Source organism: Chryseobacterium oleae, assembly GCF_900115055.1.
GTDB lineage: Bacteria > Bacteroidota > Bacteroidia > Flavobacteriales > Weeksellaceae > Chryseobacterium > Chryseobacterium oleae.
Window position 1 is genome coordinate 237,386 of the sequence record NZ_FOVD01000006.1, and the last position, 16,530, is coordinate 253,915.

General features: G+C 39.3%; 10 protein-coding genes. 2 read left to right on the forward strand and 8 right to left on the reverse strand.

Annotation, left to right across the window (positions count from 1 at the left end; all coding sequences use genetic code 11):
* Positions 1-24: 24 nt before the first annotated feature.
* The 5 genes from BM143_RS18210 to BM143_RS24190 all read right to left on the reverse strand — a co-directional run bounded on the left by BM143_RS18210 (position 25) and on the right by BM143_RS24190 (position 8,513).
* Positions 25-429 (reverse strand): hypothetical protein, encoded by a 405-nt coding sequence (locus BM143_RS18210; RefSeq protein ID WP_139222070.1) that lies wholly within the window; start codon positions 427-429, stop codon positions 25-27.
* Between the two features lie 10 nt (positions 430-439).
* Positions 440-2,704: a hypothetical protein gene (locus BM143_RS18215; protein WP_090026140.1), complete on the reverse strand. Its 2,265-nt coding sequence runs from the start codon at positions 2,702-2,704 to the stop codon at positions 440-442.
* Positions 2,705-2,765: 61 nt separating this feature from the next.
* Positions 2,766-3,245 (reverse strand): hypothetical protein, encoded by a 480-nt coding sequence (locus BM143_RS18220; RefSeq protein WP_090026141.1) that lies wholly within the window; start codon positions 3,243-3,245, stop codon positions 2,766-2,768.
* 11 nt (positions 3,246-3,256) lie between these two features.
* Positions 3,257-4,816: a hypothetical protein gene (locus BM143_RS18225; protein ID WP_090026143.1), complete on the reverse strand. Its 1,560-nt coding sequence runs from the start codon at positions 4,814-4,816 to the stop codon at positions 3,257-3,259.
* A 34-nt stretch (positions 4,817-4,850) separates the two neighbouring features.
* On the reverse strand, positions 4,851-8,513 hold the full coding sequence (locus BM143_RS24190) for a hypothetical protein (protein WP_228430884.1): 3,663 nt from the start codon (positions 8,511-8,513) through the stop codon (positions 4,851-4,853).
* A gap of 438 nt (positions 8,514-8,951) precedes the next feature.
* On the opposite strand from BM143_RS24190, the gene BM143_RS18240 reads away from it, so the two are divergent.
* Positions 8,952-9,782 carry an AraC family transcriptional regulator gene (locus tag BM143_RS18240; protein ID WP_090026147.1) on the forward strand — a complete coding sequence of 277 codons (831 nt, stop codon included), beginning with the start codon at positions 8,952-8,954 and terminating at the stop codon, positions 9,780-9,782.
* 63 nt (positions 9,783-9,845) lie between these two features.
* Entirely contained in the window at positions 9,846-10,481 is a 636-nt protein-coding gene (locus BM143_RS18245) for a DUF417 family protein (RefSeq protein WP_090026149.1), read from the forward strand.
* A gap of 87 nt (positions 10,482-10,568) precedes the next feature.
* Here the strand turns inward: BM143_RS18245 and BM143_RS18250 are convergent, their stop codons facing one another.
* From BM143_RS18250 to BM143_RS18260, 3 genes are read right to left on the reverse strand one after another with little or no spacing between them, the layout of a single operon-like run.
* Entirely contained in the window at positions 10,569-11,984 is a 1,416-nt protein-coding gene (locus BM143_RS18250) for a TolC family protein (RefSeq protein ID WP_090026310.1), read from the reverse strand.
* Positions 11,971-15,129 carry an efflux RND transporter permease subunit gene (locus tag BM143_RS18255; protein ID WP_090026151.1) on the reverse strand — a complete coding sequence of 1,053 codons (3,159 nt, stop codon included), beginning with the start codon at positions 15,127-15,129 and terminating at the stop codon, positions 11,971-11,973. The genes BM143_RS18250 and BM143_RS18255 overlap by 14 nt, the downstream gene beginning before the upstream one ends.
* A gap of 31 nt (positions 15,130-15,160) precedes the next feature.
* Positions 15,161-16,270 carry an efflux RND transporter periplasmic adaptor subunit gene (locus BM143_RS18260; protein ID WP_090026153.1) on the reverse strand — a complete coding sequence of 370 codons (1,110 nt, stop codon included), beginning with the start codon at positions 16,268-16,270 and terminating at the stop codon, positions 15,161-15,163.
* Positions 16,271-16,530 lie beyond the last annotated feature (260 nt).

A 16,530-nucleotide genomic window follows, 5' to 3' on the forward strand; every position in this document is an offset into this window, starting at 1 on the left:
TTACAGACAATTTGGTTTTTTTTCCTATAATTTCAACTTACCTACATTTACCTTAATTGACAATTGATATCCTTCATCTATTATCATTCTTAACTTTTCAATCTCTTTTTTAGATAGTTCAGGATTTAATACAATTCTATCTATTTTTATGATGAAAAAGTTATTTAGTTCGGAGCAAGCTTCAAAAAGTAATTTATATTCACCAATAATTATATCATCTTCTACTAAATAAAAATCTTTATTAGTCGTCCTACTTTTATTGGCCATTGTTGGGGAAGTATAAACCATTTTTTGCCAGAGCAATAAGTTTTTTATAAGAGTTGTGAGTTTGTCTTTTCCAAGAATATCAAATGAAATGGCTAAAAAATTACCTGGAACTTTTTTAACGTGATAGCTAATAAGTTCATTTATTATATCAAAGTTATTCATAATAATCATTTTAGTATTTAGTATATACTGTTTTAACATGTTTCTTTATATCATTTAAGGATTTATATTCAGGGTCTCTGCCTACTTTTGTATGCCAAGCTTGTTCGTGCGAATAAGCTCTAATTTCCTGATCCCAATTATTTCCAATTATCTTTTCAATTTCTTTTAAAGTTTTACCCTCTGATAGAAGTTGTTCTTTAAGTAAGTTATCAACAACATGAGATCCTTCATGTATCACTTCAGTTAAAAACTCTTCAATAGAAGTAGAAGCTCTATAAAAAGTTTTATTATCTAGGGTCGCAGCTCTTGTTGACATAATAATTTCATCAGTTAGTTCACCTGTATAATCATAGTCTCTCAATAAATCTTCAAAATCAACATCATCCAAAAATTCATACTGCATTTTATTATTTTTTATAAGTTCTGCCACTTCATCTCCATGCTTAGTAAATCCTTTTAAGCCATCAATAATTTCAAGTTTAGAAAGTTTTATTAAGGATACATTTTCCCATTTATCAATAAATTCTTTATATTTTTTATCAACTTTTTTATAAAGCGTTTTTCTTTGTTCAATCTTCTTTTGTATTTTCTTCTGCTTCTCCTTTACCCTTCTCTCCGAAGGCGTCAAAGCATGATCAGCCACTTCATCTCCAAAACCAAAAATTTCATCTAAAACTTTCCCTAATTTAGAGAAAATTTCTTTTGTTCCTTTTTTAAATTCGCGAAGGAGCATGCTGATAAATTCCATCATCCTTGTCAGAAAATTTCCAGCCTGTGTAATCGCTTTGGAAATCTTTTCCAATGGGTTTAAGATAAAGCTTTCCACTGTTTTAGCCAACTTCGCCACAGCTGCTGCTCCACCGGTAAGAAGTGTTTCTACGATAATGTCTATAATGATCCCAATGATATAGCCGTAATAATAAGCCGCTTTCTCCAAAGTAAACTGAGGTACTTTTTCATCAACCCACATTACAAGGCGGATAATAGTTCTTATCTGAAATGTAATGCACTGCTTAAAAAAGTCTACATAATCAAATTTCATGATTCCTTCCGTGAAATCTTCCATCAGTTCAAGAAACATTTCACCATATTCAACTTTGCGATCATTCACTTTATCCATGGCAGCCACAGCTTTGAAGATAAAACCTATAATTGAAAAAATTCCGGCAATAATATCAATGAGACTGTTATAAATTCCACAAAGGAAAGCATTCGTTATCTGGTGACTTCTGTAAATGATATGTTGCATTCCCGTAAGCGGATCAATAAGAAACTCTTCTATCTTATCGATCTGCTTGAAAAATAAATCCAAAGACTGTTTTATTTTCTTAAAGATAAAAGCAGGAAAGAAGTTTTCCCCATTGCTCAAGAGATTGTTAAAATCTGCTTTAACTCCGTTGATCCTTTCAAATAAGGATTTAATGATCCGGGAATTTATTTTCTTCTGCCCTTCCAGATTTTCATATGGATTGCCGGGAGCTGTATGTTCATAGAATTTTTTAAGCTCTTCATAAAGTACATCAGGGATCAATGCATGATTGTATTCCCCTTCTTTAGCATCCGGATTCCAGCCGTTTTCTGAAATTCTTAACTTAGCGATGTTATCTGCGATACCCTCAATAAAAAAATGGGCAGCTCCCTCCAGGATTTCCTGTTTAAAAAAACTGAAGATCTGCTCTACACTGGCATCTTTTAAACCCAAAAGCCAGCTGACAAAACCCACTTTATTTCTATATATGCCGTTTTTAATCAGGTCTTCAAGTGCTTTTGGAGAAACGGAAACTTCATGCTTCCTTGTAAAAGTAAGTAGATCATTGAAGGGTAAGTCTTTATTTTTTGTAAGATCTGCTCCGGCCACAACGCGCATTACTGTATTGTAATTATACCTGTCATTGATTTCCAGAAAAAGGATCAGCTGTTTACTGCTTGGCAAAGCTTCCATATAGCGCTGAAGAAGGAATGCTCCGTTTTTACTTGCAAAAAGAACAACCTCAATTCCTTCGATCATTTGACTAAACCTGCTTTTATACACAACTACTTCCTCGATATTTCCTCCGAACACCGGTTCATCTGAATAAATCTGAAAGCCATTGCCCTCCATTACAGGTTTGCCACTATAATAGGTATTGGCAATCTGTTTTGCCGTGAGCTGTTTTAATTCAGGAGGAGAGGCCAAAACGGGAAAAGAAGAGCCGGGAAATCTCGCAGAGTCATCCTTTAAAATGGAATTCAAAGAACTTCCAGATAAAGGATTGTTTAATATTTCTAAACTCATTTTGTGATTTTTAAGTGTTTAAAAAGGCAGAGCATTACGCCCTGCCATCAATTCATATTTCTCAGGAAAGCTTATCCAGCTGTACTTTGTGGGTTTTCACAAATTCATTCAGGTAAGAAGCCAGAAGCTCCGTAAAGCCTACTTTACTATTCTTCAGCAGCCAAAGCATATACTGATAACTTGGGACTTTTACCGTATCCGTGGTCATGTCATTTGTAGGTTCAACCAGAGACAGTTCTAACGGTTTATTTTGATTATCACGGAGAAAGCTCCATGTTTCCTTATAAATTACCCACTCTGGGGCGGGAAGGGAAATGTTGATCTCTTCTCCTGTTTCACGGTCTTTTAACACTTGTTCATAGCTGAAGCAGATAAACTGCTGTTTAGATTTGGCATCTATATCCAGTACACGGATACTTCTTTCGAATTGCGGAAGCTTTGGATGAGCCTCCAGCGGCAGTTCTGCAAGATGTAATGATATGTTTGCTATGTTATTAAGTATTTCCTGAATGTTTTCCGGTATTATTAAATGTTCGTTCATAATTTTAAATTTTAAAAAGTGTATATCTCTTTAATTCTCATGCTGATATACTTTGGAACAGCGGAAGCATATGCTGAATTCTGAAAAATTGCAGCGATATAGAATGCTGTTCCATTAGGTATTGTGACATTATCTATATAAGTTCCAGGAGCCGTTCCTCCCGCGTGTCGCGTCTGGAATACACGTGTGAGCACATTTCCTCTCTTTATAAAGGTCATCACAGCCGTTTGATTATAATCAAGAGGTGTTAATGCTGGTCCATTATAATTCGTCCATCTCATATAGTCCAGCCTGATTCCAATATCTGCTCCACCAACACAATCATTGTTTAAATCATTATGATTAGGTACCGCCGACAGCCCGAAAGTATTGGTATTGATATTACCGTTTACCCAATACATCGGAATCTCGAATTCAAAATAAAAATCAGAATTTGCAGGAAATATCGGAGTTTGTGTTTTCGCTTTAAACAAATAGGAAGATTCGTCCGCATTTGGTTTAACGTTTGCATCTAATCCGTAATACACTGTATTTCCGGTGGCATACATTTTTGAAGTTACTACATCATTATAGACCTTTGTATTCCAAGTTAAAGTTGAAGGATCTATTGTGGTTACAGTATCAACCAACTGAAAGTTTACAGGCGTTGTATATTCTGCCACTCCGTTTCTTAGTCTTACTTTATACGTTCCAAGCGACAGTGAGAATAAATTAGCCCAAAATACCAAATCCAGTCCCGAGGTATAGAGCTGCACCTGTGAGGAAGGAATATTTAAAACAACATTCCCGTTAAGATCTACAATGTCAACCTGAAAATTGGTGGGATTGAGATTGAGATTAGCTCCTTTCAATGAAATGTAGCTAATATTATTTTTCTTTTTAATGATAACCGGGTTAATAATTGCTACGCTCATTGTTGCGGTAGTCCAGCCGCCATTCATAAGGGTCCTCCATGATGTTTTCTCGGTTTCAGTCAACTGGTTCGGAAGACTCATAAATGCTCCTTTTCCGTTTGATTTTCCCATTCTGCCAGATGCATTCTGAGACAGTAACATATTAAAAGTTGCATCACTTGATACATCAGCTAAACCGGTAATGGAATAATAAAGTCCAGAAGTATTAAGCGTCCAGTTGGCTCCTAATGTCAATCCTGCGCCGGACACGGTAGTCAGAGAGGAGTTTGCAACGTTTTTTCCCAAATCCCCGGCAGGCAGTTTTACCGTATTACCAGTAGCATTCAGTCCTACAACAGTTGTAACGTTCTGCGTGCTTCCGTCAATTAATGGAGTATTGAGTTTCTGATCCAGATTCTCATTCATATTTTTATTGAACTGAGCCTGGTTCGAAAATCCTTCTGACACCAGATCAGGATCAGAAATTTTAACGAGGCTGTCTTTAAGATCCTGAGCGGAAGAATCTGTAGCAGGTGTTTTCATATCGCCATTTTCATCAATAGCATAGTCTGTGTAAGTAGCTGCACCGGGTGCAGCTACCTGGTAAATGACATTGGTTTCTCTTTCTCCCTGCGGAGGCAATGCATTTACCCTAATAATTTTTCCTATCGTAGACATATTTGTGTTGTTTTAATTAATGTGATTGATTGTTTTATTTCCAGTCTCCCGAAATCACTTTCGCAGAAGTCGTTGCAGGTTCCTGAACACCCAGAAGATTGGTATTGTGTTCAAAATTGAATTTCGCCTCGGTAATCACTTCTGAAGGCACTTCAAACTCTTCCGGATTCTCTGTACTGAATGGCAACGCATGTCTTACTTTCAGTCCGATGCTTTCCGCCTGAAGAATATTCAGAGCAGTAGGAAGTCTTGTGATCCATGCTTTTCCTTGTTTCAGACCTTTTGGTTCTTTCATTTCATCAGCAATTGACAGATAAAGCTCGTCTCCAATAACAGGAACTTCACCACCATTCCAGATTTTTCCTGTTGCCAGATAGAACTGTACTGCTTCTTCAAATCCCGGACGTACCGTCGCTACTACTCTTGCCATTCCACTTTGCATGAAGGCTCTGAATAAAGGATCCGTATCCTCAGATTGATAAAGGTTCAGCCAGTTTTGCTTATTGCCCCAGTAGTATGGATAAAGGTTGTATGAAAGGTTTTCCCACTCAAAAGCCTGCTCCATGAATTTCACAAAAGCGGTGTATTTATCCAGATTGCTGTTTAAAACCGTTTCATAGTTACTGAAAGCAGATCCGCTGGTCAATCCTTCCAGACCATATCCATGAGTAGATCCTGAAGTTCTGTCTGCCATATAAGAAATACAGTTTTTACGTAAAATGGTATTTTCAATCTGACGGTAAAATGCAGGATTTGCTCCTTTGATCTCTACTGCTTTATTTTTTTCTTCAGTCAGTTTATTATTGTATTCTACCAATGCATCTTCATAGGCATCCATAATGGCTTTGAATACTTTTTGATACCATGCGTCTTTAGCTTCCTGTGTCAGTTGAAGATCAACTACACAATTTGCTGTTCCTGAGAAAATCTCATAAAAAGTAGCTGAAATAGGAACTGCTTTAGAATAAGGCTTAGCAAAAGATTTTCTTGGATAAAATTTTAACTGTGACCAAAAACCATGATGAAAGAAATCCTGATCTCCTACCATAATACACATCGCAGACTGGCTGCTGTCTCCGGCAGCACTGTACCCAGCCAAACAGCTTACGGCTACATACCCGTCCGGAACCTGAATTTCATCTTTAAAAGCACCGTGCTGAATGGCACTGTTTTCACCGGTAAACTGACCTCCTAAAGATTTTCCAATGCTATAGGCTTCCACTGGTTTTTCTGGCACTTCCACATTATATTTCGACACCCAGTATTTTAAGACCGCATCTGTTGTAAGAGCATTATAATTGACCATAGGCATCGCAGTTGATGTTCTTGGATCTTCAGGCTTAATCAGATCGATCTGATTAGGGGTTTTCTGAGAAGTCATCCCCAATAGATGTAATTTTGCAGGTTCCGGAACCATGAATTCAAACATCATTCGTTTTCCATAGTTGTAGATTTGGTTTTTCAGCAGTTTATCTACCCATCGGTACACGCCAACTACATTTTTATCGCCTTTACGGTTATCAAATCCGTGGGAATTGTTTTCCTCGAATTCATCGATGATCTTTTCGATTCTCTCTTCATGAACTTTTGTTACAATTCTGTCCATTGCTCTTGCCGTAATATCCTGAGCCTGTGTGACAGCCTGTCTCGTACTTTCGTCTTTAGAACGGTGGTTGGCATAGTTTGCCCCTACGTTCATTGAAAATAATCCACCTGGTCCTTTATAATTTGCATTGACAAATCCAGCAAGATCATTCGATTCTTGCAGAATTTTGGAAACTTCCGACTGCATTTCAAAGCGGTTGGCTGTCGTAGTATCTGAAAGCTGCTCCCTTTCCGTATCTGAAGATGAAGTTGTGGTATTTTCGCTTCTTCTTAATTTACGGGTAGATTTCTCACGATATTCCCTCGCCATGATATTCTCAATGTGAGCTACTTCTCCCTCTATATAAGCATGAGTACTCTGCTCAACTTTCAGATAATCCGCAATTCCGATCTGTTTGAAGCCAAACCCTGAAGGAATAAAATTCTGTTCCTCTTCAATTGGTACAACCGGATTTCCCGTGTCTTCAGCAATAAGTTCAAATTGAGAAGAAATACAGCCTCTTATTGTAATTCCCGGTGTTTTAAAGTGAGCAACACGGCCATTGGTAAAAGATATTCTAAGATCAAAAGAAGCGCCCTCAAACATGGCGAATTCTACTCCCTGCCCCAAAAGATCATTCAAGAAAATCGTATTCCCGTTTCTGGATTTTACAAAATTAGATGCTGTTTGAGTAGGCAGGCTACCGCTAACTAATTCATAATATACGTCTGAAACATCCCAGGAAGCATCAGGAACATTTAATGCCATGGTAAGTCCGAACAATTTATAGATTCCTTTTGGACACAGCTGGAAAGTAAAAGGTACAGCGGCAGCTTTTGCCATGGGAACAATAACACCTCCGATACTCGTATAGACTTCTGTATTCGCTTCTGTATTTTCGGCAATTATTTTGTTGTTGTTTTCTCCGGACTCTGTAATCAGAGCGTTGATTTCTGAAAACGTACTTCTACCTTCCAGTAATTGATTGAGGTCAGGTGCACCACTTTCTGCTGCACGTTCCTTATCTGTAGATACCGGTTGAAAATCGTAGCCCAAAATATCCAGTAAAGTATCCAGATTTTCAGGTTTCAACGCACGGGTAAGGTATTCTGCTTCAATTTCTGAACGGAATTGAAAATTAAATTTAGGTAATACGGGATCGGGAACCCTCGGAATTTGTTGACACGGATCTTTCGGATCATAGGGTACACCCGGAGTTCTTGTCGGACAATATTTTTCTCTGACGGTTGCTACTTCCTTATTGTAGTCATTAATAATCTGTGCTATTTCTGCGAGATGTTGTTCATACTGAGTTTCATATTCTCTCTGATATTCATCTCTGTACTGTTTTTCCAGAAGAGAGAAATTCTTTGTCAGTTTTTCATATCTGCCAAGCTTTATCTTTCCTTCGGAGATCAGTTGCTGTTTCTTCATTTCCTCGGTAGGAGAAGTTTCCTTAAACTCATTAGCTGCCATTTTTGAAAGCATTTGAGATCCTGAAGTTTTATTTTCATCCAGCATCAATTCTTTAGGAAGTACAACTTTTGCATTTAGTAAAACTTGTAATTCTTCTTCATTGGTAGCACCAAAAACATGGTTTCTCAATAGCATCTGCATCACCATCTCTTTGACATAAAAATCCTTTTGAGCAATGACCTGATAGATCAGATTGTTCCAAAGGACATCAGGATCGGGAGTAAAAGAAAACCCTCCTCCATAGATCTCCTCTTTTTTAGCTGCAAACTTTTCATAGGTACAGGTGTCTTTATTTCTCGCCAGCCACATTCCTAATTTATGGTCACCTGCATAAGCACTCTTAAAGCTTTCAAGATTATAGGTGCTACCAGGGGCCGAAGAAATACATTTTGGGTTGTTCGCAAAGTTCGCTGCGCATTCCAGCAGCTTTTTGTGTTTTGATCCTGGGGCGCTATTCACCACCGGCTTGTAAAAAGTTTCATCATCTTTTAATTCCTCAGGAAAAAGGATAAATCTTTTATTCTGTTCATTTTCATCAGACAGCTGCGGGCTTCTTAAGCTTACAAATCTGAATAGCGTCTGGGACGGCGTGTTTTCTGCCGGTAATTCAGCAGCATTGTTTTCAATGTTGTTCATTTTTTGTGATTTTTTTTGGTTATAATACTGATAAGATGAAATGTCATTTTGTAATAATGACTTCTGAAAAGAGCCTTATTTTTTTAAGTGGTATCCGGCAGGAGATGTCCACCTCTTGTTTTGAAGTCCGTTTTCATTTGTGTGTTTTTCTGAAGCAAATATCAGAGCCGGAAGCGACAGAACTTGACGTATTGAAAAAAAAATACAAATTAAGAGTCAGATTTAAGATATTAGGCTGAGATTGAGAAACGTCAATGGTCAATTTTGCTTCACAAGTGAATGGTGAATATATTGGGTAGATGTCGGATCTCAGACGCAAGACATCAGATCTCACAAAACCCAAAAACCCGTATGTTACAACGCCAAGACCCTCATAACATAATTCATAACTCATAATTTATAACTCAAAACTTCCCAAATATTTCCTATATTTATTCCATGTCAGTGCAAATACAATCCTATTCCGCATCAGGTTTTCCTTCAGATTTTAATACTGAGAATTACTGTGTGGTTTTACTGAAGGGTTCGGGTGTATTTTCGGTTGATCAGATTAATTATTCTTATGAAGGCAGTACTGTTCTTTTCCTGACCCCTTATCAAAAATTAAAACTGATTTCAGAAGCGGATGAGCCAATTTTTATTCTGCTTTTTCACGGCGATTATTACTGCATAGAGTATCATAAAGAGGAAGTAGCCTGCAACGGACTTCTGTTTAACAATATTTATCTTAATCCAAGTATTAAGCTGGCGTCAGAGAACTACGAATATATTCTAGGGATTTTTGATTATATTCAACATGAGCTTTCTGAAAAACATCTTTTCTCAGAATCTATCATTAAAACATACATACAGCTGATCCTGGCGATCTGCAGCAAACAGAAAAGCGGTAGTCTGGAGGAACAAATATCCACAGGACGGCTTCCCAATAAAAACGCAGCCGAATTTCAAAAACTGCTGGAACTTCACTTTAAAGATGAAAAAGAGCTTTCATTCTACAGCACAAAACTCAATATCACCAACAATACCCTTAGTAAAGCCGTTAAGAAAGAATTTGATAAAAGCCCCAGCCAGCTCATCAACGAAAGAATTACACTGGAAGCCAAAAGACTTCTTCATTTGACGTACCGCTCTGTGAAAGAGATCGCTTCAGACTTAGGATTTAGTGATGAATTTTATTTCAGCCGCTATTTTAAAAAATCGGTGGGTTGCTCACCCAAAAAGTACCGGGAAAAAGTAGGCATTTCCATTGTGGCTAAAATGTCCATGTAATGTCCTGATATCTCTATTTTTATGCATCCTGCAGCGATATACCTTTGTGAAAAAGTAAATCAGATGCAAACAAATACACTGTACACCCGCCTTCTTAGATTGGATTCTTATTTTCTTAATTTTTTAAGAATCTCCATATTCATCGTTATGGCCTGGATCGGAGGACTTAAAGCTTTTCAGTATGAAGCTGACGGAATTGTTCCTTTCGTAGCCAACAGTCCTTTTATGAGCTTCTTTTATAAAAATGCCGGACAGAAAGTAATTAACGAAGAACAAAAACGGGTCTCAGAATATACACTGTACAAAAATCCGGAAGGGAAAACCGTCAAGAAAAATATCGACTGGCATACAGAAAACGGAACTTATACATTTTCTTATGGATTTGGGACGATAATCATCATTATTGCTATTCTCGTCCTACTCGGCATATGGTATCCCAAAATTGGAGCTTTGGGTGCCGCTTTAACTTTCATCATGTCTTTTGTGACACTATCATTTCTTGTAACAACTCCTGAAGTGTATGTTCCTAATCTTGGTGGAGACCTTCCTACTCCACAATTCGGGTTTCCTTATCTGTCGGGAGCCGGAAGATTGGTTTTAAAAGATATTATCATGATGTCTTCGGGGCTGGTGCTGTTTTCAGACAGTTTAAAGAAAGTTCTCAGAAGTTCAGACATGACAGCAACCACTCAAGACTAAACACTTAGTTTTTAAAGATTTAAAGTACAAAACAACAAAAAGAAGCTCCATTTTGCAGCTTCTTTTTGTATTTATTTAAAGATAAAATTAATGAGTTCCTCCTCCTAATGCTCTGTACAAATCAACTTCGGCATTGAGTTTTTCCAGAGTTACATTCACGGCTTCCAGATCATTCTGCAGTTTGTTATTCTGTGCTGTGATGACTTCCAGATAGGTTGCCATTCCGCTTTTATACAGCTTCAGCGCATCGTTGATTCCTTTATCTAAAATAGCCGTTCTCTGCTCCAACAATTCCAGCCTTTCGGAAGAACCTTTGGATTTAGCCATTGCATCAGAAACTTCTCCCACAGCAGTCATTACTGATTGCTTAAAATTGATCACCGCTTTTTCCTGTTCTATCACTGCTGTTTCGTAAGCCGTTTTCAGCTCTTTCTTTTGAAAAATAGGAGCTGCGAGGTTGGCCGCCAGCGTTTTGGTAATCGAACCTGGAAGATCAAACCAGGTATTAAATTTGTTCGAATTCACTCCAATTTGCGGCGAAAGACTGATGCTTGGGTACATCGCTACTTTTGCCAGACCTGTTTTTGAATTCAGGCTGACTACATTGAATTCTGCAGCTTTCAGATCCGGACGACGGCTCAATAACTGGGCAGGAATACCTTCTGACAGGTTATTTTGAGGAATCATTTCAGCGAGATGACCTTCTCTTTCAATACTTCCGGGATATTCTCCGCAAAGAATGCTCAATGCATTTTCCTGAACGGAAATATTCTGTTTGGCCAATGGAATCAACAGCTCAGCCGTTTTCTTCTGCGCTTCCGACTGCTGTACCGCCAGTGAATTGATCTGTCCGGCCTTAAACTGGAGATTCATCATCTGAAGCGTGTTATTGCTTAAATCAATATTTCTCTCAGCTATTTTCAGCTGTTCATCCAGGCTTATTAAATTATAGTAAGCCTGTGCCACCTGAACAATGATTCTGCTTTTTAAGGCATTCAGGTTTTCTTTCTGAGCAAAGTATCCGGCAGCAGCTGATTCTTTCTGCATTTTTGATTTACCCCAGATATCCACTTCCCAGGAAAGTCTCAGAGAAGCACTGAAATCATCAATGTATTTATTTCCGGTAAACTGCTCGTTAAGTGATCCGTTAAGACTATTTTTCGAGGCCCAGCTTCTGTTGGCTCCAGCACTGAAATCAAGTGTTGGCAGCAATGCATTTTTTGCCTGTTTATAGGCCAGATCCAGCTGTTCCATATTCTTAAGCGCTATGGAAACTTCATTATTTTTAGCCAGTGCTTTTTCTATTAATCCCTGAAGTTTCTGATCTTTGAAAAATATTTTCCAGGGAAGTACGATGGTATCTCCGGTTACTTTTACCGGATCTCTGTATGCTGCCGGGATATTGACATCCGTTCCGGCATATGGCTTTCTTACAGCGCAGGATGCCAATACAGAGACCATTACGCAGTAAAAAAATATTTTATTGATGTTAAATAGTTTCATTTGATGGTTGATTTTCCGGTTTCTCATTATATTTCTTTGATGAAAACTTCTCGTCCAGATATTGAAAAAACATATACAATACTGGAATGACAAAAACGCCCAATACTACACCGCTCAGCATTCCCATCGCTGCACTTGTACTGATGGATCTGTTTCCTGAAGCCATTCCTCCTGAAGAAATCATCAGTGGGATCATTCCTACAATAAATGCCAGGGAAGTCATGATGATCGGCCGAAGTCTTGCTTTTGCTCCGTCTAATGCAGATTCCAGAATAGACAGCCCGGATTTTCTTCTCTGCACCGCAAATTCCACGATAAGAATGGCATTTTTAGCCAGAAGTCCGATCAGCATGATCAATCCTACCTGAACATAGATGTTATTGTCCAGCCCGATCGCTTTTATTCCCAGAAACGCTCCTACCACTCCTGTGGGTATGGAAAGCATTACCGCCAGAGGAAGGATGTAACTCTCATACTGTGCCGCAAGAAGCAGATACACAAACAGCAGACACAGTCCAAATATGGCAATGGTTTGATTTCCGGCTGATTTTTCTTCCAGACTTAATCCGGTCCACTCGTAGCTGTAATCGGATGGGAGTTTATCCAGTGTTTTTTCAAGTTTCTCCATCAATTCTCCGTTACTTACACCTGGTTTTGGGGAGACATTGATGTTCAGTGAATTATAAAGATTATATCGCTGAGTGGATTCCGGTCCGTAGACTTTATGTAAGGTGATCATGGTATTGGCCGGAACCATTTGCCCCTGATTATTTTTCACGAAAATATCGTTGAAAGCCTGCTCATCCATTCTGAACATTCCATCTGCCTTGATATTGACTCTGTAAAACTTCCCGAATCTTGAAAAATTCTGAGACTGGTCTCCTGAAAAGTACGTCTGAACGGTTCCCAAAAGATTAGAAATGCTTACTCCCAACTGTTTGGCCTTATCTTCATCCACTTCAAGTTCCATCTGCGGATAATCTGCTCTGAACATAGTATACGCAAACCCCACTTCCGGCACTTTCATCAGCTGTCCGATGACCTCATCCGCTTTTGCTTTCAGTGCCTGAGGATCTCTTCCCATTCGGTCCTGAAGGACAATCTCTGCATCATTGGTCATCCCGTATCCTTCTACGGGCGGCATTCTGAAGGTCATTACGCTTCCTTCTTTAATGGAAGCCAGCTTTTCATTCACTCCGTTTAAGATTTCATCGATATCCTGAACTTTTCCTCTTTCTTTTTTAGGTTTAAGTTTCACAAATCCCATCGCATAGGCCGGACCGGCACTGTTACTTAATAAATTGTATCCTGTGATGGATGTATTTTCATGAATTCCCTCTACATTTTTCAGGATAGCATTGATCTTGGCTGCTGTTTCAGTCGTTTTAGTCAACCCTGTTCCCGGAGGCATGCTTAACGTGTACATAAAAAGGCCGTCATCTTCCATCGGAACGAAACTTTTTGGAGTACTGGTCATCAGCCATGCTGCCACACCGATTACGCCCACTACCAAACCTCCTGCTATCCATTTTCGTCCGATCAGGAATCTTACGCCGTTCACATAACGGTTGGTCATATTGTTGAAACCTGCATTGAACGCTACTGCAAATCTTTTCCCAAATCCTTTCGGATGTTCTCCGCCTTCTGAATGATTGTTTTTAAGGAATACAGCACATAAAGCAGGCGTTAAGGTCAGGGCATTCACTGCCGAAATAATAATGGCAATGGCTAATGTATAGGCAAACTGCTTATAAAACATTCCCGCTGATCCGGACATAAACCCAATCGGAATAAACACAGCAGACATCACCAGTGTAATGGAGATAACTGCTCCTGTAATTTCACTCATGGCTTTGTGAGTCGCTTCTTTTCCTGAAAGATCGGTCCCTTCCATATTGGAGTGAACGGCTTCTACGACAACAATGGCATCATCCACCACGATACCGATAGCCAGTACCAAAGCGAAAAGCGTCAGTACATTGATCGTAAATCCCAATACCAGAAGGAAAAAAAAGGTTCCTATAATGGCAACGGGAACTGCTATTGCCGGAATGATGGTAGATCTGAAGTCCTGCAGAAAGAGAAATACCACAATAAACACGAGAATAAATGCTTCGATCAAAGTAGATTTCACCTGTCCGGTGGCTTCATCCAGTCTTTCTTTTGTGCTCATCACCTTGGAATATTTTATCCCTGGAGGAAATGACTTTGACAGCTGTTCTATGGATTTGTCGATCCCTACTTCAATGGCATTGGCATTAGAGCCTGTCGTCTGCATAATCGCCACCGTTACCGCATTTTTCCCATTGGAAAGGTTGTCTCCACTGTAAGAAAGCGACCCGAATTCTACACGGGCGACATCTTTCAGGCGTATCAACTTGGTTCCGTCGTTTTTAACGATAATATTTTCATACTGTTCCGGTTTGTTCTTTTTTCCTTTATAGCGGATCACGTATTCCAGTGCTGCATCAGATTCCTCACCCAGTTTTCCCGGGGCAGATTCTAAACTGTGATCTGCAATGGCATTGGAAACATCAGCCGGTTCAAGGCCGTACGAGGCCATTTTTTGAGGATTCAGCCAGATTCTCATGGAGTAATCTTTAATTCCGAATACCTGTGCCTGTCCTACTCCTTTTACTCTTTTGACCTGCGGAATCAGGTTGATATTAGCATAATTCTGCAGAAATGTTTCGTCATATTTGCTGTTATCATCGGTATAAATATTGAAAAGCATCACCATGCTGTTCTGCTGTTTGGAAGTCGTCAGTCCCATTCTTACCACTTCCTGAGGAAGTATCGGAGTGGCCTGCTGAACTCTGTTTTGTACGTTAACAGCGGCCTGATCAGCATTAACGCCCTGTTTAAATATGATAGAAATGGAGAAGCTTCCGTCATTACTGGCAGTAGATTTCATATATTCCATGTCTTCCACTCCATTGATCTGCTCTTCTAGAGGCGTTACCACAGAACGTATTACGGTTTCACTGTTTCCACCCGGATAAGACCCCATAACAGTAATGGTGGGTGGTGAAATGTCTGGGAATCTGGTCACCGCCAGCTGGTTCAGTCCTATAATCCCCAATATGACAATGATCAGAGATATTACCGTTGCCAGTACCGGACGGTCTATTATCTTTTTTAACATGTTAAATTTTCTAAGAATGAATGATTATCTATTATTTCACATCCGCTGACACCAGCGCTCCGTCTGTAAGCACGTCAATCCTGTTCACGGCGATCTTATCTCCGGCTTTGACTCCGTTTTTCACAAAATAATCCTGAGATGTGCTTCCTGAAATTTCAATCGGGGACATTTTCACTTTATCCTTCCCCTCCAGTTTGTATACGAAGAATTTATCCTGAATGTCTTTGACTGCCGTTTTGGGAAGTTTTACAATTCCGTCCAGAGACTGATGCAATAAAACTCTTGCAGTTCCTCCTGCTCTCAATAATTTATCCGGATTCTGGAAAACGGCTTTCATCTGGATGCTTCCTGTATTTTTATCAAAATTCCCGCTGGCATTTTCTACTTTTCCTTTGTAGGAATATTTTGAGCCATCAGCAAGGATCAGTTCTACATTTTCTGTCTGTTCTCCTGATGCTGCTTTTCGGCTGTAGGTTATAAAATCTGCTTCATTCATTGAGAAGTAGACATTCACCGTGTTGATATTCGAAAGGGATGTCAATGGTGCAGCGTCTGAAGGACTGATGAGGTTTCCTACCCTGTTCGGGATTCTTCCGATATAACCGCTTACCGGTGCTTTGATGTAAGTGAAATTGGCATTGATTCGTGATGAACCTAATGAAGATCTTGCCTGTGCTGCCTGTGCCGCTGCTGCATTATAATTGGCCTGAGCGGTTTTAAGCTGCATATCGGAAACTACTTTTCCTTCTACCAAAGGCTTTAGCTTTTCCACTTCCAGCCTTGCCGTTTCCTGAGCGGCTATAGCGGCTTTTACTGCAGCTTCATTACTATTTACCTGTTCGTTATAAACAGAAGGGTTGATTCTGAACAGGGTCTGACCTTTATTCACATACTGACCTTCTTTTACATAAACGGCTTCCAGATATCCCGTGACCTGAGCTTTAATATCTACATTGTCCTGTCCTTCAATACTTCCCGGATATCCCGCGGAAACATCTGCATCACCGGATTTCAACTGAATAAAATCTGTAGGTACCGCCGTCATCTGCTGAGCTGTTTCCTGACCGTTTCCTGAACCACAGGAGCTGAGCCCCACAACAGCGGCTAACGACAGCACCCAATATCCCTTTTTATAATTCATAATGATCTGTTTTTTAAATTTTACACTTGCAAAATAAGCGCACAGAATAAGGATACGGATGAAGAAATCCGGTGAAACGTAATTAATCGCAGATGAAACGTAGGCTGAGGAAAATGAAAAAATCTCTTACGAGAAGATTGCAGATGTCAGATATCAGACGTCAGATATGAGATTTTTAGGCTGAGGCAGAGATTGAGGAAAGTGAATGATCAATTTTGGAGGAGATATCAGACACGAGACATCAGATTTCAGACATTTAA

What these genes read in the sequence shown, in the direction of transcription:
- BM143_RS18260 (WP_090026153.1), bottom strand. Translation starts at nt 16,270, where the DNA reads ATGAATTATAAAAAGGGATATTGGGTGCTGTCGTTAGCCGCTGTTGTG.
- BM143_RS18225 (WP_090026143.1), bottom strand. Translation starts at nt 4,816, where the DNA reads ATGTCTACGATAGGAAAAATTATTAGGGTAAATGCATTGCCTCCGCAG.
- BM143_RS18220 (WP_090026141.1), bottom strand. Translation starts at nt 3,245, where the DNA reads ATGAACGAACATTTAATAATACCGGAAAACATTCAGGAAATACTTAAT.
- BM143_RS18255 (WP_090026151.1), bottom strand. Translation starts at nt 15,129, where the DNA reads ATGTTAAAAAAGATAATAGACCGTCCGGTACTGGCAACGGTAATATCT.
- BM143_RS18250 (WP_090026310.1), bottom strand. Translation starts at nt 11,984, where the DNA reads ATGAAACTATTTAACATCAATAAAATATTTTTTTACTGCGTAATGGTC.
- BM143_RS18245 (WP_090026149.1), top strand. Translation starts at nt 9,846, where the DNA reads ATGCAAACAAATACACTGTACACCCGCCTTCTTAGATTGGATTCTTAT.
- BM143_RS18240 (WP_090026147.1), top strand. Translation starts at nt 8,952, where the DNA reads ATGTCAGTGCAAATACAATCCTATTCCGCATCAGGTTTTCCTTCAGAT.
- BM143_RS18215 (WP_090026140.1), bottom strand. Translation starts at nt 2,704, where the DNA reads ATGAGTTTAGAAATATTAAACAATCCTTTATCTGGAAGTTCTTTGAAT.
- BM143_RS24190 (WP_228430884.1), bottom strand. Translation starts at nt 8,513, where the DNA reads ATGAACAACATTGAAAACAATGCTGCTGAATTACCGGCAGAAAACACG.
- BM143_RS18210 (WP_139222070.1), bottom strand. Translation starts at nt 429, where the DNA reads ATGAATAACTTTGATATAATAAATGAACTTATTAGCTATCACGTTAAA.